18 protein-coding genes and 1 pseudogene are annotated in these 17932 nt (G+C 72.0%); 8 read left to right on the forward strand and 11 right to left on the reverse strand.

Annotated elements, in window-relative coordinates; genetic code table 11:
- Positions 1–9 precede the first annotated feature (9 nt).
- The 4 genes and pseudogenes from BXU09_RS02775 to BXU09_RS02790 form a co-directional block, all read right to left on the reverse strand.
- Positions 10–459 (reverse strand): annotated as a pseudogene (locus BXU09_RS02775) (GNAT family N-acetyltransferase); the annotation flags it as partial.
- Positions 460–561: 102 nt separating this feature from the next.
- Positions 562–1071: a hypothetical protein gene (locus tag BXU09_RS02780; protein WP_144011949.1), complete on the reverse strand. Its 510-nt coding sequence runs from the start codon at positions 1069–1071 to the stop codon at positions 562–564.
- Between the two features lie 102 nt (positions 1072–1173).
- The gene (locus tag BXU09_RS02785) at positions 1174–1611 is read right to left on the reverse strand and encodes a DUF805 domain-containing protein (protein ID WP_078300471.1); all 438 of its coding nucleotides are present in this window, start codon (positions 1609–1611) and stop codon (positions 1174–1176) included.
- A 75-nt stretch (positions 1612–1686) separates the two neighbouring features.
- Positions 1687–2133 (reverse strand): DUF805 domain-containing protein, encoded by a 447-nt coding sequence (locus BXU09_RS02790; RefSeq protein WP_078304647.1) that lies wholly within the window; start codon positions 2131–2133, stop codon positions 1687–1689.
- Between the two features lie 51 nt (positions 2134–2184).
- Here BXU09_RS02790 and BXU09_RS02795 point away from each other — a divergent pair, with 51 nt between their 5' ends.
- Entirely contained in the window at positions 2185–3222 is a 1038-nt protein-coding gene (locus BXU09_RS02795) for a metallophosphoesterase (RefSeq protein ID WP_078300473.1), read from the forward strand.
- A gap of 69 nt (positions 3223–3291) precedes the next feature.
- Here the strand turns inward: BXU09_RS02795 and BXU09_RS02800 are convergent, their stop codons facing one another.
- Entirely contained in the window at positions 3292–3537 is a 246-nt protein-coding gene (locus BXU09_RS02800) for a glutaredoxin domain-containing protein (protein ID WP_055362196.1), read from the reverse strand.
- Positions 3538–3771: 234 nt separating this feature from the next.
- A complete protein-coding gene (infC, locus tag BXU09_RS02805; protein ID WP_055362195.1) occupies positions 3772–4425 on the reverse strand; it encodes a translation initiation factor IF-3 in 654 nt (217 codons plus the stop codon).
- 128 nt (positions 4426–4553) lie between these two features.
- On the opposite strand from infC, the gene BXU09_RS02810 reads away from it, so the two are divergent.
- From BXU09_RS02810 to recR, 4 genes are all read left to right on the forward strand, one after another.
- A complete protein-coding gene (locus BXU09_RS02810; protein ID WP_078304649.1) occupies positions 4554–6677 on the forward strand; it encodes an amylo-alpha-1,6-glucosidase in 2124 nt (707 codons plus the stop codon).
- A gap of 83 nt (positions 6678–6760) precedes the next feature.
- On the forward strand, positions 6761–7438 hold the full coding sequence (locus BXU09_RS02815; protein WP_078300475.1) for an NUDIX domain-containing protein: 678 nt from the start codon (positions 6761–6763) through the stop codon (positions 7436–7438).
- Positions 7439–7506: 68 nt separating this feature from the next.
- Complete coding sequence (locus tag BXU09_RS02820; protein WP_055362194.1) at positions 7507–7797, forward strand: YbaB/EbfC family nucleoid-associated protein; 291 nt, start codon at positions 7507–7509, stop codon at positions 7795–7797.
- 7 nt (positions 7798–7804) lie between these two features.
- Positions 7805–8407: a recombination mediator RecR gene (gene recR / locus BXU09_RS02825; RefSeq protein WP_055362193.1), complete on the forward strand. Its 603-nt coding sequence runs from the start codon at positions 7805–7807 to the stop codon at positions 8405–8407.
- Between the two features lie 193 nt (positions 8408–8600).
- On the opposite strand, the gene BXU09_RS02830 is transcribed toward recR, so the two are convergent.
- Positions 8601–9335: a polysaccharide deacetylase family protein gene (locus BXU09_RS02830; protein ID WP_240501306.1), complete on the reverse strand. Its 735-nt coding sequence runs from the start codon at positions 9333–9335 to the stop codon at positions 8601–8603.
- The gene (locus BXU09_RS02835; protein ID WP_240500967.1) at positions 9332–10561 is read right to left on the reverse strand and encodes an MFS transporter; all 1230 of its coding nucleotides are present in this window, start codon (positions 10559–10561) and stop codon (positions 9332–9334) included. The genes BXU09_RS02830 and BXU09_RS02835 overlap by 4 nt, the downstream gene beginning before the upstream one ends.
- Positions 10562–10635: 74 nt before the next feature.
- Here BXU09_RS02835 and BXU09_RS02840 point away from each other — a divergent pair, with 74 nt between their 5' ends.
- Positions 10636–11328 (forward strand): glycosyltransferase, encoded by a 693-nt coding sequence (locus BXU09_RS02840; protein ID WP_078304654.1) that lies wholly within the window; start codon positions 10636–10638, stop codon positions 11326–11328.
- Here BXU09_RS02840 and BXU09_RS02845 read toward each other — a convergent pair.
- Positions 11270–12448 carry a glycosyltransferase family 4 protein gene (locus tag BXU09_RS02845; RefSeq protein ID WP_078300477.1) on the reverse strand — a complete coding sequence of 393 codons (1179 nt, stop codon included), beginning with the start codon at positions 12446–12448 and terminating at the stop codon, positions 11270–11272. The genes BXU09_RS02840 and BXU09_RS02845 overlap by 59 nt on opposite strands.
- Positions 12449–12636: 188 nt before the next feature.
- Between BXU09_RS02845 and BXU09_RS02850 the strand changes: the two genes are divergently transcribed.
- Both BXU09_RS02850 and BXU09_RS02855 read left to right on the forward strand, forming a co-directional pair.
- Positions 12637–13650 (forward strand): Sectered polysaccharide deacetylase, encoded by a 1014-nt coding sequence (locus BXU09_RS02850; protein ID WP_240500969.1) that lies wholly within the window; start codon positions 12637–12639, stop codon positions 13648–13650.
- Between the two features lie 16 nt (positions 13651–13666).
- Entirely contained in the window at positions 13667–14218 is a 552-nt protein-coding gene (locus BXU09_RS02855; protein WP_078300478.1) for a VOC family protein, read from the forward strand.
- Positions 14219–14227: 9 nt separating this feature from the next.
- Here the strand turns inward: BXU09_RS02855 and BXU09_RS02860 are convergent, their stop codons facing one another.
- The gene (locus BXU09_RS02860; protein ID WP_346417550.1) at positions 14228–17194 is read right to left on the reverse strand and encodes a GAF domain-containing protein; all 2967 of its coding nucleotides are present in this window, start codon (positions 17192–17194) and stop codon (positions 14228–14230) included.
- Between the two features lie 4 nt (positions 17195–17198).
- The gene (locus tag BXU09_RS02865) at positions 17199–17885 is read right to left on the reverse strand and encodes a response regulator transcription factor (RefSeq protein ID WP_078300480.1); all 687 of its coding nucleotides are present in this window, start codon (positions 17883–17885) and stop codon (positions 17199–17201) included.
- Positions 17886–17932 lie beyond the last annotated feature (47 nt).

Here is a 17932-nt window from a genome sequence, read left to right on the forward strand (position 1 = left end):
CCTGTCCACTCACCACGGGAGCCCGCGCAGGTTCACCCTCTCCCCCACCGGCCAGTCCCCCAGGGCCCCGTGCACGGGCAGGATCAGGGTGGGCCCGGCGTCCGTGACCCAGTGCCCTTCGTCGGGGTCGAGGTAACGGGCGGCGTTCGGCACGCGGGTGAAGCCGCCGCGCTCGTAGAACGGCGCGACCTCCTCACGGCATTGCAGGAACGCGAATTCCACGTCCGGGAGGGTCAGCAGGAAGGCGTGCAGGTCGCGCAGCAGGCGGTGGCCCACCCCCCGGCGCTGGAATGCGGGGTGCGTGGCGACCCCGCCGACTCCCACGATGGTCACGTCACGCCCGCCGATCTGCGCTACACGCCGCCCGAATCCCATCTGAGCCATCGGCACTCCAGCCGGGTCGGCCAGCCACAGGTGCCACTCCGGTTCGCTGCCCCAGTACGACGTGCCCTCCCAGAAGTCCGCGAAGTGCGGGTACGACGCCGCAGCCCGGCCTCCAGTTCCGGCGTGAGGGCCGCGCGGGGCGTGACATGCGTGGTCAGGGTCACGAACCGCACCGCATCAGCGCAGCGGCACCAGAACGCGCAGGCCGATCAGGCTGGTCGGTCCGGCCCGCACGATGCCTTCCACGTTCACGCCGGGGCCGCGCCAGCCCACCAGCGCGTGCGCGTTGGCCAGTGCGACCGGTGAGAGCAGCGCGTCCGGCAACCCGGAATTGGACGTCCACACGTCCAGACTGACGCCCGACCCCACCCCCACCCCGTAGTACCAGTTGCCGCTGGGGCGCAGGTACGTGGCGTCCACGCGCACGAGCGCGCGGCTGAACGCGGCGGGTGTGGCGGCGTTCAGTTCCAGCGTGCCGCGCACCGCGCCGGCCGTGCCGAGGAGCGTGCCGGTCACGGCGACCTGCACGCCTCCCTCGGCGACGGCCGCGCCGGATCCGCTGACAGCGTTGCCGCCCGCGACCTGCGCGCCGACACTCCAGTCTGCGGCGTGTGCGCCGCCCGCCCAGCCCAGCCCAAACCAGCCCAGGAGTAGGGCGGCACGCATCATTCCTGACGTTCTGATCATGCCCTCAGCGTAACGGTGCGCGCAGTCCCGGCAGGGCGCAGGTGCGGCACCCACGCCCGAACGCCGCCCCGGGTGACCGGAAGCGGCGTTCGGGGCGGAGGCTTACCAGTTCTGCACGGAGTTCTGCGCGGGGACAGGAGTGCCGTCGGTCACGCCTTTGGGGTCGGGTCCCCACTTGTTGCGGCCAGCTTCCCCGTCCGTCGCCATGAAGGCAATCAGGAAAATCCAGCCGAGAAACGGGATCAGGCCAAGCAGCATCCACCAGCCGGAGCGCTCCGTGTCGTGCAGGCGGCGGACGCTGACGGCCAGATGAGGGATCAGCATCGCCAGTGCGAACAGCCCCGAGAACACACCGACATCATTCAGGGTGTTACCGGTACTGAGTCCAAGTGAGTTATCCAGCGCGGTGAGGATGATATTGGTCGCGCCGTAGATGAGCGTGAACATCCAGTATTCGCGACGGCGGGCGCGGCCGGTAAACTGCGCGTACTTCTTGGTGACGGCTTCGACGACTTCATTCACGTGCAAAGAATCTTTCATGTGCAAAGAATAAGTAAAAGATGAATGCCCCGTTGCCTCAGATGAGAGAGCAGGGCATTCACCCGCCGGGTGGATTTACCAGTTCTGCGCGGGGACAGGGGCGCCGTCGGTCACGCCTTTGGGGTTGGGGCCCCATTTGTTGCTGCCGCCTTCGCTGTCGAGGACCATGAAGACGAGGATTACGAGGCTGCCGAAGGGCACGAGGTTCAGCAGGTACCACCAGCCGCTCTTGCCGGTGTCGTGCAGGCGGCGCACGGCGATGGCGAGGCTGGGAATGAAGGTGGCGAGTGCGTAGAGCGCGTAGATCGCGGCGAAGATCAGGGTGCTGCCGGTCAGGGCGGCGCTGGGGTCCATGCCCGCGTCGGTCTGCATGGCCAGGCCCATCAGGACACCGGAGATCGGGATGGCCAGCACGAACGTGATGATGCTGTTGATCAGGGTGTACATCCAGTATTCGCGGCGGCGGGCGCGGCCCTGGAAGTTGACGTAGTTGTTGCGGATGGCGTTGATGTAGTCGTTCATGGTTCCCTCCTGGCTGTTGCGTGAGAACACTCTAAGCGTCACATTGCGGTCATGCTGCCAACTTTGTGGAGGGGTGCGCTGGGTCTGCTGCTGGGGGTCACGCTGGGAGCGTGCGCGCCTGCTCTGACGGGCACCATGACCGTACCGGACGTGCAGGCGGCGCTCCCGGCCCTGCCCGCTGAGCGGCTGCGGGTGCTGGTGATGGGGGATCAGGGCACGGGGACGGACGTGCAGCGGCGGGTGGCGGCGGCCATGCGGGAGGTCTGCGCGCGGGAGGGCTGCGACCTGGGGGTGGGGCTGGGGGATAACTTCTACCCGGCCGGGCCGAAGGACGTGAATTCACGGTTGTTCCGGGAGCGGTTCGCGGACGTGTACGGGCCGCTGGGCGTGCCGTTCCTGATGGTGCCGGGCAATCATGACGAGTCGTGGCTGGTGGGCGGTGACGGCGCCGATGCACGTGGCGCGGAGGTTCAGGTGGCGTACTCGCGGCTGAACGCGCAGTGGGTGATGCCGGGCCGTTCGTACCGCGCACCGGTCGGGGCGCTGGCGGAGTTCTTCGCGGTGGATACGGCGCCGCTGGCCGCGTACCTGCCGGGCCTGCGCCCTGCGGAGCGGCCGGGTGGCGCGTGGGACGCTGCTCAGCGGGCGTGGCTGTCGGGTGCGGTGCGGGGCAGCGGGGCGCGCTGGCGGCTGGTGCTGGGGCATCATCCGCCCTTCAGTAACGGGCGGCACGGGGACGCCGGGCGGTATGACGACCTGCCGCTGACGTTCCAGCGGGGCGGCGCGGTGCGGGACCTGTACGGCGCGGCGTGCGGTGTGGCCGACGTGATTCTCAGCGGGCACGTGCACGCGCTGGAGGTCTTCGCGCCGCAGCCGGGTTGCGCGGGCACGTGGACGGCCGTGTCGGGCGCGGCGGGCGAGGTGGGGGGTGGTCCGGTCGGGACGCGCCCAGCGGCTTTCGCGGCGTACGGTCAGCCGGGCTTCCTGCGCCTGGAGATCACGCCGGACGCACTGACCGTCTGGGCGTACACGGTGACAGAGGACGGCGTGGTGACCGCGCGCGGGGCCGCCCGACTGCGCAAGGGGTGATGGTCAAAAGTTGATGGTTGATAGAGGGGTGTCCTCCATCAACCATCAACCTTCTCCTTTCGACGTGTCTTACAGGCCGGCTTCGGCGAGGAAGGCGTCGAGTTTCTGTGGGCGGAAGCCGCTGAGGCTGGCGGCCACGTCGCCGTGGACGAGGGTGGGAACGCTGCGTTTGCCGCCGTTGACGCTCATGACGTACTGGGCGGCCTGGTCGTCCTGTTCGATGTTGATTTCCTCGAAGGCGAGGCCCTTGCTGGTCAGGGCGCGTTTGGTGGCGTGGCAGTCGGGGCACCAGCTGGTCGTGTACATCTTGATCATGGTGGGTTCTCCTTGGGGTGGGGGGCTGGGGTGGCCCAGCCCGAATCGCACATCAGTTTATAAAATAAAGCATCCGGTGGATTGAGGTGCGGGCAACAATACGGGCCACCCGCGCACTGAGCGTCCATTCATACGCGCCGTTCGTCCCGACAGAAACGCGGCCCACCCCGGTACAGGGCAGGCCGCGCGTTCTGTGCTGGGTCAATGCTCAGCGGTGGGTGGTCTGACCGGGGGTCAGGCGCTGGCGGCTTCGCTGGGAGCAGCGACGGGCGCGTCGGCCTTGGCGGGAGCTTCGGCCGGGGCGGCGGCGGCCGTGGTGGGCGCGCCTTCCGCCGGGGCGTCGTCCGTGCGTTCCTTCTTGGGAGCCGGGGCAGCCTTGGGGGCCATGATCATGTTCATGTCCATGCCCATCATGCTGGGGGTTCCTTCGGGAGCGCCGATGTCGGCCAGGGTCTCGGCCACGCGCACCAGGATGCGCTCACCGAGTTCCGGGTGGGTGCGTTCGCGCCCGCGGAACATGATGGTGACCTTGACCTTGTGGCCTTCCTCGAGGAATCGGCGCACGTGCCCGGTCTTGGTCTTGAAGTCGTTGCCGTCAATCTTCACGCGGAATTTGATGGCCTTGACTTCCTGGGCGCGGGCGCGCTTGCGGTTTTCCTTCTCGTTCTGCTGCTGCTCGTAGCGGAACCGGCCATAGTCGAGCAGGCGGCAGACAGGGGGCACGGCCTGCGGGCTGACCATCACGAGGTCCATGCTCGCCTCGCGGGCCATCTGCATGGCGTCGCGAGTGTCAATAATGCCCACCTGCTCGCCTTCCGCGCCGATCAGGCGGATCTGGCGCACACGAATCTGCTCGTTGACCTTGTGTTCTTTCGCTATGTTCATCACCTCTTACGCGCCCGGTGCACGCTGGCCGTCCGGGCGGCTGTGCCCACGCGGTGCGCGGGCGAATGAACCTCAGTCTACCACGCGGCTTCGTTGCGCCGGACCCACCGGGGTTCTGCCATGCTGTGAGCATGAGCGGTTCCTCAACTTCCGGCCCTGCCCGTCCCGCCGCCCCCGGCCCCGTCTCGGCCTACACGTACGGTCCGCTGGCGGCCCGCGACCCGGATCTGGAGGTGCTGCTGACCGACGGGCTGGGCGGCTTTGCGCTGGGCAGCGTGGCGGGCGTGCCCACCCGCTGCTACTCGGGGCTGGTGGTCAGCGAGCAGCCGCCGGTGCGCCGCCGCACGCTGTTCGTCTCGCCGCTCGAAACCCTGCACGTCGCGGGGCGCGAGGCGAAGCTGCACGCACTGGAGATCGCGCCCGGCGTGTTCGAGGGCCGGGGCCTGGAGCTGCTGACCGGCGCGGCCGTGTGGGACCTGCTGCCCGAGCGTGAGCAGCTGTTCGCGGGCGTGCGGGTGCGGCGGCGGGTGTTCATGCCGCCCGGTTCCGGCGCGGCCGTGTTCCTGTACGACGTGCAGAGCCGCGAGCCGGTCACGCTGCGCCTGGGCGGGCTGTTCGTGAACCGCGACATGCACCACGTACACGAGCGGGTGCCGGCGCTGCACTTCAGCGCCGGGGGGCGCGAGGTGACGGTGCGCGGCCCGGAAGACAGTGGGGGCGGCAGTGGGGACGGCCGTGCAGAGGGCGGGCCGGTCACGCGGGCCACGCTGCACGCGCCGGGCGCGGTGATCGACGCCCTGACCCCGCAGCCGCACCCGCAGCGGGTGTACTACCGGCACGACGCGGCGCGCGGCGAACCGGACCACGAGGTGACGCTGGGCAGCGACCTGTGGGAGATCAGCTTCCCGGCGGGCGGGGGGCGCGCGGCGCTGGTCGTGCAGGGCATGACGCCCGCGACAGCCGGGCACACGGTCACGGACCCCTGGGCGGCGTACGCGCAGGAGGCGGCGCGCCGGAGTGAACTGGCGCGGCGGGCGCAGGACACGAGCGGCGTGCGCGACGAACTGGTCGCCACGCTGGCCGTCGCCGCCGACGCCTACCTGGTGCGGCGCGAACGGCCGGCGGGCGTGACCGTGATCGCCGGGTACCCGTGGTTCGCGGACTGGGGCCGGGACGCCATGATCGCCCTGACGGGCCTGACCCTGCTGACCGGCCGGCACGCCGAGGCGCGCGACCTGCTGGGCACGTTCCTGGCCAGCCTGCGCCGGGGCCTGACACCCAACAACTTCCATGACGACGGTGGCGGCGCCGGGTTCAACACGGTGGACGGGGCGCTGTGGCTGGCCGTGGCACTGGAACGCTACGTGAGCGTGACCGGCGACCTGGGGTTTGCGCGCTCGTCGCTGCCGGCGCTGCGGGAACTGCTGGACTGGCACCTGCGCGGCACGGATCACGGCATCCGCGCCGACGACCGCGACGGGCTGCTGCTGGCGGGCGAGGCGGGCGTGCAGCTCACCTGGATGGACGTGAAGATAGAGGGCTGGGTAGTCACGCCCCGGCACGGCAAGCCGGTCGAGGTGCAGGGACTGTGGCTGGCAGCGCTGGGCGCCGAGGCGCGGCTGTCGGACGCGCTGGGGGAACGCCCGCAGTACGTGGGTGCCCTGGCCCGCGCGCGCGAGTCCTTCCCGGCCTTCTGGCAGGGCGGCGCGTACGCCGACACGCTGGCCGCCGACGGCACCCCGGACCGCAGCGTGCGCCCGAACGTGGCGCTGGCGCTGGCGCTGCCGGACACGCCCACCACGCCCGCGCAGGTGGACCGCGTGATCCGCGAGGTCGAGTCGCAACTGCTCACGCCGGTCGGGCTGCACACGCTCTCGCCGCTGGACGCCCGTTACCGGGGCAATTACGGGGGCGCGCAGGTGCAACGCGACGCCGCGTACCACCAGGGGACCGTGTGGCCGTGGCCGCTGACGGCGTTCGTGGAGCTGCTGCTCTCGCGCGGCGAGGTGCGGCGGGCGCGCGCGGCCCTGGCAGGCCTGACCGGGCACGTCTGGGAGGCCGGGATCGGGCACGTGTCCGAGGTGTTCGCCGGGGACTCGCTGCGGCCCGGCGGCTGCCCCTTCCAGGCGTGGAGCACGGCGGAACTGCTGCGCGCGCACGTGCTGGTCTCGCTGGCCGAGGCGCGCGCGGCGCGGCCAGCCCCGGCCACCGTGCCAGCCGGGCCGCTGCCGCTGTCCACCCAAAACCTGACCTGAAGCGCGCTGGCGTAGGCGTCCGGCAGGCAGGGAGGCGACACTTATCCTTGACGTACCAGGGACACAAACCCTAGCATTCAGGGATGAACAGCCTCGCCCTTCCCCCGCAGGCCACCCAGGTCGGCCTCGCGGTGGACGTCGCCGCCTTCGCCATGCACGCCGGAGAACTGATGGTGCTGCTGGTGCAACGCGGCGAACTGCCGCACGCCCGCGACTGGGCGCTGCCCGGCGGCTTCGTCCACCCCGGCGAGGAACTGCACGAGGCCGCCCTGCGCGAACTGCGCACCGAGACCAGCGTGGAACTCGAACCCCGCCACCTCGAACAGTTCTTCACGTTCGGGGAGGTCAACCGCGACCCGCGCGGCCGGATCGTCAGCGTCGCGCACCTCGCGGTCCTGCCGCACGGCACCGTCAGCGTCAGCGGCGGCGGGCACACCCTGGGCGCCGAGTGGGTCAGCGCGCACCGCCCGCCCCGCCTCGCCTTCGATCACCAGGCGATCCTGGACCGCGCCCTGGCCCGGTTGCAACTGCGCCTGGAGTACGCGAACCTGGCGCTGGAATTCCTGCCCGACACCTTCACCCTGCCCGAGCTTCAGGGCGTGTTCGAGGCGATCCTGAACCGCAAACTGGACAAACGCAACTTCCGCAAGCGGCTGCTGTCGCAGGGTACCCTGACCGTCAGCGGCGAGCGCCGCAGCGGCGTGGGCCGCCCCGCGCAACTGTACCGCCGCGCCAAGGGCACCCGCACGCCCGCGCTGTAAAGCCGGTTTCTGCCCATCAGCGCCGCGCGCCACCTTCTGCCCCGCCCCGGCCCGCTAGACTGAGCGTCATGGACATGAAGAAGCTGATGAAGCAGATGCAGCAGGCGCAGGCCGCCGCCGCGAAGATCCAGGACGACCTGGCCGCCAAGAGCGTGGAAGGCAGCGCCAGCGGACTGGTCACCGTCACCATGAACGGCCACGGGAAGGTCACGGCCCTGAAGATCAAGCCCGAGGCGCTGGACCCCGACGACGTGGAAGCCCTGGAAGACCTGATTCTGGTGGCCCTGCAGGACGCGGGCGCCAAGGCCGACGCCCTGCAACAGGACGCCACGCGCGGCCTGGGCATCCCCGGATTCTGAGGCGCACTTGAAGTACCCTCCATCGCTGGTGGCGCTGATCCGCGAACTGTCGCGCCTGCCGGGCATCGGCCCGAAAAGCGCACAGCGGCTCGCGTTCCACCTGTTCGAGCAGCCGCGCGAGGACATCGAGCGGCTCTCGCGGGCGCTGCTGGAAGCCAAGCGGGACCTGCACACCTGCCCCGTGTGCTTCAACATCACGGACGCCGACCGCTGCGACGTGTGCAGCGATCCCACCCGCGACCAGGACCTGATCTGCGTGGTCGAGGAACCCGGTGACGTGATCGCCATCGAACGCAGCGGCGAGTACCGTGGCCTGTACCACGTGCTGCACGGCGTGCTGAGCCCCATGAACGGCGTCGGCCCGGACAAACTGCACATCCGGCCGCTGCTGCCGCGCGTGCAGGCAGGCCAGGAGGTCATCCTGGCGACCGGCACGACCGTCGAGGGCGACGCGACCGCGCTGTACCTCCAGCGCCTGCTCGAACCCCTGGGCGCCGTCGTGAGCCGCATCGCCTACGGCCTGCCGGTGGGCGGCGCACTCGAATACGCCGACGAGGTCACGCTGGGCCGCGCCCTGGCGGGCCGCACCCGCGTCACCAAACCCGGCTGAAGGACCCCTCATACGGGTTCCGTTTGTTTCGCCGACAATCCGGGACTTCACCGGATTGCCAGCTCCACGTCCGGAACCCGTTTTGCTCCCACTCGCTTCGCTCGGATTGAACGGGCTTTGCAGCCCATTCAATCGGAATCCGTATCACCCAACCCTCTCCCCAACGGAGAGGGCTTTTTCGTGTTCCTGCTCCCTACCTCCCGTAACTGCCGCGCAGGCGCGCCCAGCCTTCTCTCAGGCCAATGCAGCGGGGGTGCAGGTCGTTCAGGGTGACGGGCTTCAGGCCGCGTTCGCGTAGGCCGGTCAGCAGGGCGCCCAGCAGGGCGGGCGTGACCTGGGGACCGTCGTGCAGCAGGATCACGCTGCCTGGGCGGGTGCAGGCCAGGGTGTGGGCGGCCAGTTCTGCGGCGGGCCGGGCGGTCCAGTCGCGGCTTTCCACGTCCCACAGGGCAATCTGGCGGCCGGTCAGGTGGGCCAGCAGGCGGGTCAGGGGGCTGTGGCCGCCGTAGGGGGGGCGGTACAGGTGCGGGCCGCGCTGACCGGCGCGGGGGTGCCACGCGATCTGCGCCCACTCCTGCCAGGGGGTCAGGCGCAGGGCGTGGCGGTGCCAGCAGCCGTGCGCCTCGACCTGATGCCCGGCCGCGTGCACGGCGCGCAGCCCGTCGGGGTGGGCGCGGCAGGCGGGTTCGGTCACGAAGAACGTGGCGGGCGCGCCGTGGGCGGCCAGGACGGCCAGCAGCTCCGGGGTGCGGGGGCCGGGGCCGTCGTCGAAGGTCAGCGCGACCCTGGGAACGTGGCGGGAACCGGCGCCCAGGGCGCCCAGCCCGGCGGCGCGGAAGATCAGGTCGCTCAGGAGCAGTTTGCCCAGCAGGGTCGCGGCCAGCAGCGCCGCGGCCCTCCGGACGGTCGGGGTGGCCGGGCGGTTCAGGACGGCCCCCCGGAGGCCGGCGCGGCGGCGGGCGCGGCGCTGGCCGGGAAGGCGTGGCGGAACAGCAGGTAGAACGCGGCGGCCAGCAGGGCCAGCGCGGCTCCCAGCCCGAACGGACCGCGCGCACCGAACTGCGCGAACGCCAGGGTGCCCAGCAGCGGTCCGACGGCCGTGCCGATGTTTTCCAGGGTCATCAGGAATCCCCATGCGGCGGGCCGCTGGCCCTCAGGCAGGGTGCGGGTCACCAGGGCGCCCCAGCCGGGCTGCACGCCGGCGAAGCCCAGTCCGACCAGCGCCGCCAGCGGGAACAGCACCCAGGTGGGCGGCAGGGTGGCGATGCCGGCCATGCCCACGCCGATCAGGGCGAACCCGCCGGTCAGGGTCAGCAGGGCGCGGCCCCGGTCGGCGACGCGGCCCACGAACGGCAGAGTGCCGAACGCGACGAGGGCGCCCGTGACCAGCACGGCGATCATGGTCCAGTACGGGAGTTCCAGCACGTCCGTGAGCTTGAACAGCACCTGCCCGAACAGCGACAGCGTGACGGTCTGCATGATCGCGGCCGGGATCAGGGGTTGCAGCCGGCGCAGCATGTCGCGCCGCTCGCCGGGTTCCGGCCGGGTGCGGTCGGGGCCGCGGACCGCGTGGGCGGGCAGCAGGAACGCGCTGATCAGCGAGACGCCCACCATGCCCAGGCACAGCAGGAACACGCCGGTCACCGGGAAGTCCCGCAGGAACCCGAACACGAAGTACCCCAGCCCGATGAACGGCAGGACGGCCATGGACACGGCGGTCAGCGCGCGGCCCTGCGCGCCGTCCGGGGTGGAGTCGGCGGTCAGGTTCATCGCGCCGGGCCACGCCGTGCTGAAGCCCACGCCGTGCAGCGCGGCCGCCAGCAGCAGCACCCAGCCGGCCTGCGCGACCAGCAGCAGGGCCATGGCGATCAGGCTCAGCAGGGCGCCGGCGATCATGACCGGGCGCAGGCCGTAACGGGCGATCATCAGGCCGGCCGGGCCGCGCATGACGGTGTCCGCGCCGACGTGCAGCGCCCAGGCCAGCCCGACCACGGACGGCGCGATGCCCAGCGTGTCCTGCGCCTGCATGCTCTGACCCAGGTACGACAGGTACAGGCCCGAACGGATCAGTTCGGCGCAGGCGAGCGAGAAGGTCGCGGCGATCACGGCGCGCAGGGTGCCGGGGCGGAGGGGAAGGCGGGATCGGAGGGTCACAACCCTTCCATTCTGAGGCCTGCGGGCCGCCGGGAGGTCCGGCGCGCGGGGGCGCGGCCTGATAGCCTGTGCCGGTGCCCGGCTTTACCGTTGTCATTCCCGCCCGTAACGAGGAGGTCTTCCTTCCACTGACCCTGCGTGCCCTGGAGGCGCAGCGCCGGGCGCCCGACGAGGTGATCGTCGTGGACAACGGCAGCCGGGACGGCACGGTGGCGGCCGCGCGGGCCTGGGGGGCCACCGTACTGCGCTGCGAGCAGCCGGGCGTGGCCCGCACCCGTCAGATGGGCCTGGAGGCGGCGCGCAGCGAGTGGGTCGCCACGACCGACGCGGATTCGCTGCCCAGCCCCGGCTGGCTCGAGGCGCTCTCCGAGGCCGCGCCGGGCCGCGTGGCGCTGTACGGCTCCATGCGGTTCTGCGGGGTCGCGCCGCACTGGTCGCGGCTGTCGGGCGTGGGGTACAGCGCGTTCCTGCACGCCTGCCGGGCCGTGGGCAAACCCAACCTGGCGGGCGCGAACATGGCCTTCTCGCGCGAGGCGGCGCTGCTGGCCGGCGGGTACGCGGACGTGGAAGCCTACGAGGACGTGATCCTGGGGCAGGCCCTGGCGCGGCTGGGCGAGGTGGCGTACGTGCCGGGCGCGCTGGTGGAGACCAGTGCGCGCCGGCTGGACCGGGGCGTGGGGCCGTTCCTGTGGCAGCACCTGCGCAACATCACTGGTCATACGCGAGGGTATTTCGGGGCTGAGCCCCCGACTCCCCCGGAAAGGTGATCCTCGGCATGCCCAGCACGGCGGCGTAGACGTCCAGCACCTGCCGGGCCACGCCGGCCGGGGTGGTGGACGCCCCGAAGGCGCGCGCGCCGGCCGACAGCCGCGCCCACAGGGCCGGGTCGTCCAGGATGTCGCGGGCGTGGCGGGTCAGGGCGTTCACGTCGGCGGGCGGCACGAGGTACCCGCTGTGTTCGTGCGCGACGCCGCTGAGGGTGCCGCGCGCGCCGACCGCGACGACCGGCACGCCCATCAGCTGCGCCTCCTGCAACACCAGGCCCTGCGTCTCGGTGTCGCTGGCGAACAGGAACAGTTCCGCGAGGCGGTAGTACGCGCCGATCTCGGTCCAGGGACGCACGCCCAGGAAGGTCACGCGGTCGGCCACGCCGATGCGGGCGGCGTGCGCTTCGAGATGCTGGCGTTCCGGTCCCTCGCCCAGGATCACGAGGTGAGCGTCCGGCAGGCCGGTCAGAGTGTCGAGCACATGGTCGAAGCGTTTCTCGCGGGCGAGGCGGCCCACGCTGAGCAGGCGGCGTTTCCCGGCCGGCCAGGGGCTGGTGACGGGCGGGGCGGCCTCCAGGGCGCGCGGGTCGATGCTGGTGGGAATCACGACCGGGTGGCGCACCCGCATGGCGCGCAGCACGTCCATCATGCCGGCCGTGGGCGTGATGACGGCGTCCGCGCGGCCGTACAGCAGGCTCATGGCGCGCGTCACGACGCCCGTGTGGCGCTGCAGGGCGGTCATGCCCGGCACGTAATGCGTGTACGCCTCGATGTGCGTGTGGTACGTGGCGACGTGCGGCACGTCCCACTTGCGGGCCAGCCGCGCCCCGGCCAGACCCAGGGTCAGGGGCGTGTGGGTGTGCACCACGTCGTACTTCTGCTGGAAGTCCTTACGGGTGGGCCACGCCAGGCGGTAGGTGGGCAGGAACATGTAGCGCAGGCTGTCCACGCGCACGACGTCGGTGCGGGTGTCCACGTGTTCCGGGAAGTCCGGGGCGACCACGTCGACGTGGTGTCCCTGGGCGCGCAGTTCGTCGCTGAGCAGCGCCACGCTGGTCACGATGCCGTTCTGGTCCGGCAGGAACGTATCGGTGAACAGCCCGATGCGAAGCGGTTTCATGCGGTCCTACCGCAGCGGCGTTCCGCTGTCCGGAACCCGTGAAAGTTTAAGGAATCCTGAAGCATCGTTACTGCCGAGCATACGACGCCGGAGATGAGAGTGTCGTCAGATCTTCCCCCTCCCCCCTGACGCGTGAGCGGGCCGGGCGCGCGCGGGCGCGTGTGGGCACGGGGCGCTACAGTCCGGGAGTGAACGCACGAACCTTCATGATACGGGCGGCGCTGCGGGCCGGAGCGGGCGGCGCGTGGCACGGCGGGCACCCCGGCGCGCCGCAGGTGGCGCTGCTGGTGCCGGTCGCGGACGCCGGGCAGTTGCAGGTGGCCCTGTCAGCCCTGACCGGAACGCCCGCCACGCTGCTGCTCTCCCCTGCCCTGGCCCGCCTGGACCCACAGGGCGTGCGGGCCGCCGCGCAGGCCGGACATGAACTGGCCGGACAGGGCGACCCGGCCGGCGTGACCCTGCTGGAAGCCGTGGCCGGTCAGGCGATCACGAGCTGGGCCGCGCCGGACAGCGTGGCGGCCCTGCGCGGCCTACTGACCCGTGGGCTGCGGTCCCTGCCGGGCACCGGGGGATCGCCCGAACCCGGAGCGCTGCGGACCGTCACGCCCGGCGACCTAGGCGCGACCCTGACGGCGTGGCGGGCGCTGGGCTACCGGCCGGTGCCGCTGCGGGACCTGCCGGGCGCGCGGGCCGGCACGCCGCGCGATCTGCTGACCGACCTGTACGTCCGGGTCGTCGAGGACCGGTACGCGCGCTCGCAGGGCGTGATCGACCTCGCGCAGCGGGCCGACGGCGTGATGCGGATCGCGCCGCTCGGGCACGCGCCCGCCCCGCTGCCGCTGCCGCCCGGCACGCCCACCGCCGAACTGCACCTGCACTCCCAGCGGGTGGTGGGGCTGGCGTCCCGCAGCCTGCTCGGCGCGTACCGGGCGTACCAGAGAAGCCTGAAGGACGTGGCCCGCGCGCTACGCGAACGCCCGGAACTGGCCTCCGCGCAGGCCGTGTTCGCCGTCACGCTGTTCCACGGCCCGCTGGAACAGGCGGGGTTCACGCTGCTGGACCTGCCGCCCGCCCAGGCCCGCTGGTACGGCCTGGGCTTCCGGCTGCTACGCGCCGCGTACGGCACGACCCGGACCCCCAGCGAGGGCACCCCGAAGATGGCGTGGCTGCCCCGCGAGGAATTCCTGCGCCGCTACGGCTGAGCGCGTACCCTGGGGCATGACCCGCGACGCCATCAGCCGCCGGGTGCAGGTGCAGGGCCTGCATCACGTCACCATCGTCGGTTCCACCCGCCAGAGCGCCCTGGACTTCTGGGAGGGCGTGCTGGGCATGCCGTTCGTGTTCGAGCAACCCAACCTCGGCAACCCGGCCGAGAACCACCTGTACTTCGACCCCGGCGACGGCCGCCTGCTGACCGTGTTCACCGACGAGGGCCGCGTGGACGCCGGGCGGGACGCGCCGCGCGAACCGGGCACCGTCGAGCACCTCGCGTTCAACGTGTCCCGCGCGACCTTCGAGCTGGCCCCCGCGCGGCTGCGGGCACGCGGCATCGAGGTGCTGGAACGCGACCGGGGCTTCATGGATTCGCTGTACTTCCGCGACCCGAACGGCATGAAGGTCGAACTGGCCTGCTACAAGTTCGAGACGCCCGGGGGCCTGCGCGACGCGGACGTGCTGCGCCGCGCCTACGAACTGCGCGTGGCACGCGGCGACGACTACCTGAGCCCCGAACACCTCGCGGACGCCATCGAGGAACTGCTGCGCCGCTGACCTTCACCCTCAGCCGGGCAGGGTGAAGGTCAGGGTGGTGCCCTCGCCGGGAGCGCTCTGCACGGCCAGTGTGCCGCCGGCCAGGGTCACGCGTTCGCGCAGGCCCAGCAGGCCCAGGTGTCCGGCCTGCGCCTGCGCGTGCGCCTGTTCGGTGGTAAAGCCCCGGCCGTCGTCGGTGATGGCGACCCGCACGCCGCCCTGCGGCGGCTCGCCGAAGGCCACGCGGATGGCGGCGGTGTGGGCGTGGGCGTGCTTGTCGACGTTGTTCAGGGCTTCCTGCGCCAGCCGGAACACCGTGAGTTCCGTGGCGGGGCTCAGGCGGCGTTCGGCGCCACTGACCTCCAGGCGGGTGGCGGTCAGCGCCTGCGTGGCCAGCCATTCCAGGGCCGGGAGCAGGCCCAGGTCGTCCAGGACACTGGGGCGCAGGTTCCGCGCGAAGCGGCGCACGCCGTCGATGGCGGCGTTCAGGTCCAGCAGGATGTCGTCGGCGCGGGCTTTCTGCTCGCCGCTCAGGTCACGGGCGAGCCTCGCCACGCGGCGGGTGGTGGCGGTCAGGACCTGCGCGGTGTCGTCGTGCAGTTCGCGGCTGATGCGGCGGCGTTCTTCCTCCTGCGCCTGCGTGAACAGCGTCAGGAAGCTGCGCAGTTCGCTCTGGCGGCTGGTGGCGGCCTCCAGCGCCTGCCCGCGCCGGGCGATCTCGTCGGCGAGGGTCTGGAGTTCCGAGAGGTCGCGGCTGACGGTCAGCATGCCGCGCCCGTCGTCCACGCTGCCCAGCCGGACTTCCAGGTGGTACGGGCCGATGCGGATCTCGGCGCGGCTGCCGCTGGCGCGGGTCTGCGCGTCCGTCCAGGCCGCCTGGAGGGCCGCCTGCGTGTCGCGGGTGGGGAGGGTCAGGAGGTTCGCGCCGGTCAGCGGGCCGGTCAGGGGTTCGAGCAGCGTGCGGGCGGCCGGGTTGGCGTAGTCGATGACGCCGCGCGCGTCGGTGCTGACGATCAGGTCGTGCGCGCCCTCCGCGAGTTGCCGGTAACGGGCTTCCTCGCGTTCCAGGGCGGCCAGCAGGCGCTCGCGGGTCAGGGTCTGCGCGACCTGATCGGCGAGGCTGCGCGCGAACTGCAGGGTCCGTGCGCCCGGCGCGTCGAGGCCCGGATCGTCGAAGTACAGGAAGCCCAGCGGTTCGGGTGGCGCGCCGATCAGCGGCACGATCAGGCCGCTGCCCGCGACGGGCAGGGTGTGCCGGCGGGTCAGTGGGCGGGGGCCGCGCCCGAGCTGCGCGGCGAGGTCCGCGAGTTCCTGCGGGTGCGGCGGGTACAGGTTGTACGCCGAGCAGCGCGTCACGGGCCGCGCGCTCCCGCCCGGCGGGTCCGGTTCCTCGCTGAACAGGGCCAGCAGGCCGCGCCCGGCGTGCAGGGCCAGGGTCGCCTCGCGCACGGCTCCCTGCAGGGCCTCGTCGGTGACCGGGCCGGCGTTGGTGACCGGGCCGGCGCTGCCGTCGGCGCGTTCGCTCAGGACCCGGCTGACGGCCAGCAGCGCGCCGGCCTCGCGTTCACGCAGCTGCTCTTCCTCGTACAGGCGGGCGTTCTCGATGGCCAGACCCGCCTGCGAGGCGAACACGCCCGCCAGCGCCAGGTCGTCGCTGTCCAGAGGCAGCGGGGCCGTCCAGTACAGCGTGAGCGCCCCGAACACGGTCGGACCGACCCGCAGCGGCAGGCTCACGACGCCCCGGTAGGGGTACGTGCCGTTCGCCAGCAGCTGACGGGCGTAGCGGCTGCTGCCGCCGTAGTCCTCGGCGGTCAGGTCGCGCGCCGCGACCAGCGTGCCCTGCGCGACCGCGCGGCCCGTGACGCCCACGCCGACCTTCGCGCGGACGCGCAGCATGTACTCGCTGGGCAGCCCCACTGCCGAGCGGATGTTGATGCTGCGGCCGTCCGGCTGCGTCTCGTAGACGGCGGCGGCGTCCGCGTGGAACAGCGTGACGGCGCGTTCCAGCACCTGCTGGAGCGTCTCGCTCAGGTGCAGGCTGCCGGCCAGCGCCGCGCCGGCCTCGCGCAGCGCCTCGGCCGCCTCGCGTTTGCGGGTCTCGATGCCGTACAGCCGGGCGTTGTCGATGGCCAGGGCCGCCTGCTCGGCCAGGGCCAGCACGATGCGGGCGTCGTCCTCGGTGGCGGGCACCGGGTCGGTGGTGTCCACGTACAGCAGGCCCAGCGCCTGCCCGCGCGCGCTGAGCGGCGCGATCACGGCCGTTTCCGGGTTGAGTTCGCGCAGGCCGCGTGCCAGCGGCGACTCGTGGTCGCGGCCCCGCTCGAAGCGGATGGCCTCGCCGCGCTGCACCAGCGTCTCGAAGGTGACGGGCCCGACGCCGATGCCGCCCGTGAACGGCTGCGTGAACCCGTACGTGAACACCTCGCCGGTGCGGGCGCCCCCGTCGCGCAGTTCGCTGAACAGCGCCACGAACGCCCGCCGGAAGCCCAGCGCCAGCGCCGCGCTCTGCGCGGTGACGGTCAGGACTTCCGCGAGGTCCAGGCTGCCGCCCAGGCGGCGCATCAGGCCCTCGACGGTCTCGGCGATGCGGCCGTGTCCGCGCCGGGCTTCCCTGGCCTGCACGCCCTCGACCGCCAGGGTCAGCAGCGGTCCCGCGTGCAGCAGGGCGCGCAGGGCGGCCGGGTCGGCCCCCACGAATTCCAGGGCGCCGCACCCGAACGGCAGGGCGGCCAGCATGCCTTCGTGCAGCAGCGTTCCGCCGGTCATGGCTTCACTGACCAGCGTGCCATCACTCAGGGCCAGTCCGCGCCCCTCCTCGGCCACCGGGAGCGGCTGACCGTCCGTGACCACCCAGACCCGCGTGCCGTGCGCGTGCGTGGCGCGGCAGGCGTAGGCGGCCAGCATCTGCGCGAACTGCGTGACGCTCGACGCGGCCGACAGGCCCGGCGGCAGGGGCGGCAGGGTCAGGCCCGGTTCGTCCGGGAGGGAGGCGCTCACGCCGTCAGATGGACTGCGGGTCGATCCAGCCGCGCTTGATGCCGTGCAGGACCGCCTCGGTGCGGCTGCCGACGCCCAGCTTCGAGAAGATGTTCGCCAGGTGCACCTGCACGGTGCGGGGGCTGATCTCCAGGTCGCGGGCGATCTCCTTGTTGGTGCGGCCGGTCGCGGCGACCCGCAGGACTTCCAGTTCACGCGGGGACAGGTCGTCCTCGGGCGGGGTGGGGGTGGTGTGCGCGCTGAAGCGTTCCAGCACCTTGCGGGCCACGCTGGGATGCAGGGCGCTCTCGCCCGCCGCGACGGCCCGCACGGCGCCCAGCAGGTCGTCCTCGCTGGCGTTCTTCAGCAGGTACCCGGCCGCGCCGGCTTCCAGCAGCGCGAACACGTACGCGTCGTCGTCGTAGCTGGTCAGGACCAGCACGCCCACGCCGGGCTGCTCGGCCTTGATGGCGCGGGTGGCGTCGATGCCGTTCATGCCGGGCATGCTGACGTCCATCAGGATCACGTGCGGGTTCAGGGCGCGCGCCTTGAGGATGGCCTCCTCGCCGCTGGACGCCTCGCCGACCACGCGCAGGTCCGCCTCGGTTTCCAGCAGTTCGCGCGTGCCCTTGCGCACGACCGGGTGGTCGTCGACCAGCAGCAGCGTGATGGGCGCGGTCGCCCCGGATTCCAGCGTGTCGGCGTCAAGCATACGCGCAGGATAGTGCAAGTCCCGACAGGGCGGGTCCCCGGCTGGAA

Origin of the sequence: Deinococcus sp. LM3 (assembly GCF_002017875.1) — a bacterium.
Lineage (GTDB): Bacteria > Deinococcota > Deinococci > Deinococcales > Deinococcaceae > Deinococcus.

Excerpts from the sequence above, each read along its gene's own strand:
- BXU09_RS02820 (WP_055362194.1), top strand. The coding sequence starts at position 7,507 with ATGGACATGAAGAAGCTGATGAAGCAGATGCAGCAGGCGCAGGCCGCC.
- BXU09_RS02815 (WP_078300475.1), top strand. The coding sequence starts at position 6,761 with ATGAACAGCCTCGCCCTTCCCCCGCAGGCCACCCAGGTCGGCCTCGCG.
- BXU09_RS02810 (WP_078304649.1), top strand. The coding sequence starts at position 4,554 with ATGAGCGGTTCCTCAACTTCCGGCCCTGCCCGTCCCGCCGCCCCCGGC.
- BXU09_RS02795 (WP_078300473.1), top strand. The coding sequence starts at position 2,185 with ATGCTGCCAACTTTGTGGAGGGGTGCGCTGGGTCTGCTGCTGGGGGTC.
- BXU09_RS02845 (WP_078300477.1), bottom strand. The coding sequence starts at position 12,448 with ATGAAACCGCTTCGCATCGGGCTGTTCACCGATACGTTCCTGCCGGAC.
- BXU09_RS02785 (WP_078300471.1), bottom strand. The coding sequence starts at position 1,611 with ATGAAAGATTCTTTGCACGTGAATGAAGTCGTCGAAGCCGTCACCAAG.
- BXU09_RS02790 (WP_078304647.1), bottom strand. The coding sequence starts at position 2,133 with ATGAACGACTACATCAACGCCATCCGCAACAACTACGTCAACTTCCAG.
- BXU09_RS02780 (WP_144011949.1), bottom strand. The coding sequence starts at position 1,071 with ATGATCAGAACGTCAGGAATGATGCGTGCCGCCCTACTCCTGGGCTGG.
- BXU09_RS02800 (WP_055362196.1), bottom strand. The coding sequence starts at position 3,537 with ATGATCAAGATGTACACGACCAGCTGGTGCCCCGACTGCCACGCCACC.
- BXU09_RS02865 (WP_078300480.1), bottom strand. The coding sequence starts at position 17,885 with ATGCTTGACGCCGACACGCTGGAATCCGGGGCGACCGCGCCCATCACG.
- BXU09_RS02855 (WP_078300478.1), top strand. The coding sequence starts at position 13,667 with ATGACCCGCGACGCCATCAGCCGCCGGGTGCAGGTGCAGGGCCTGCAT.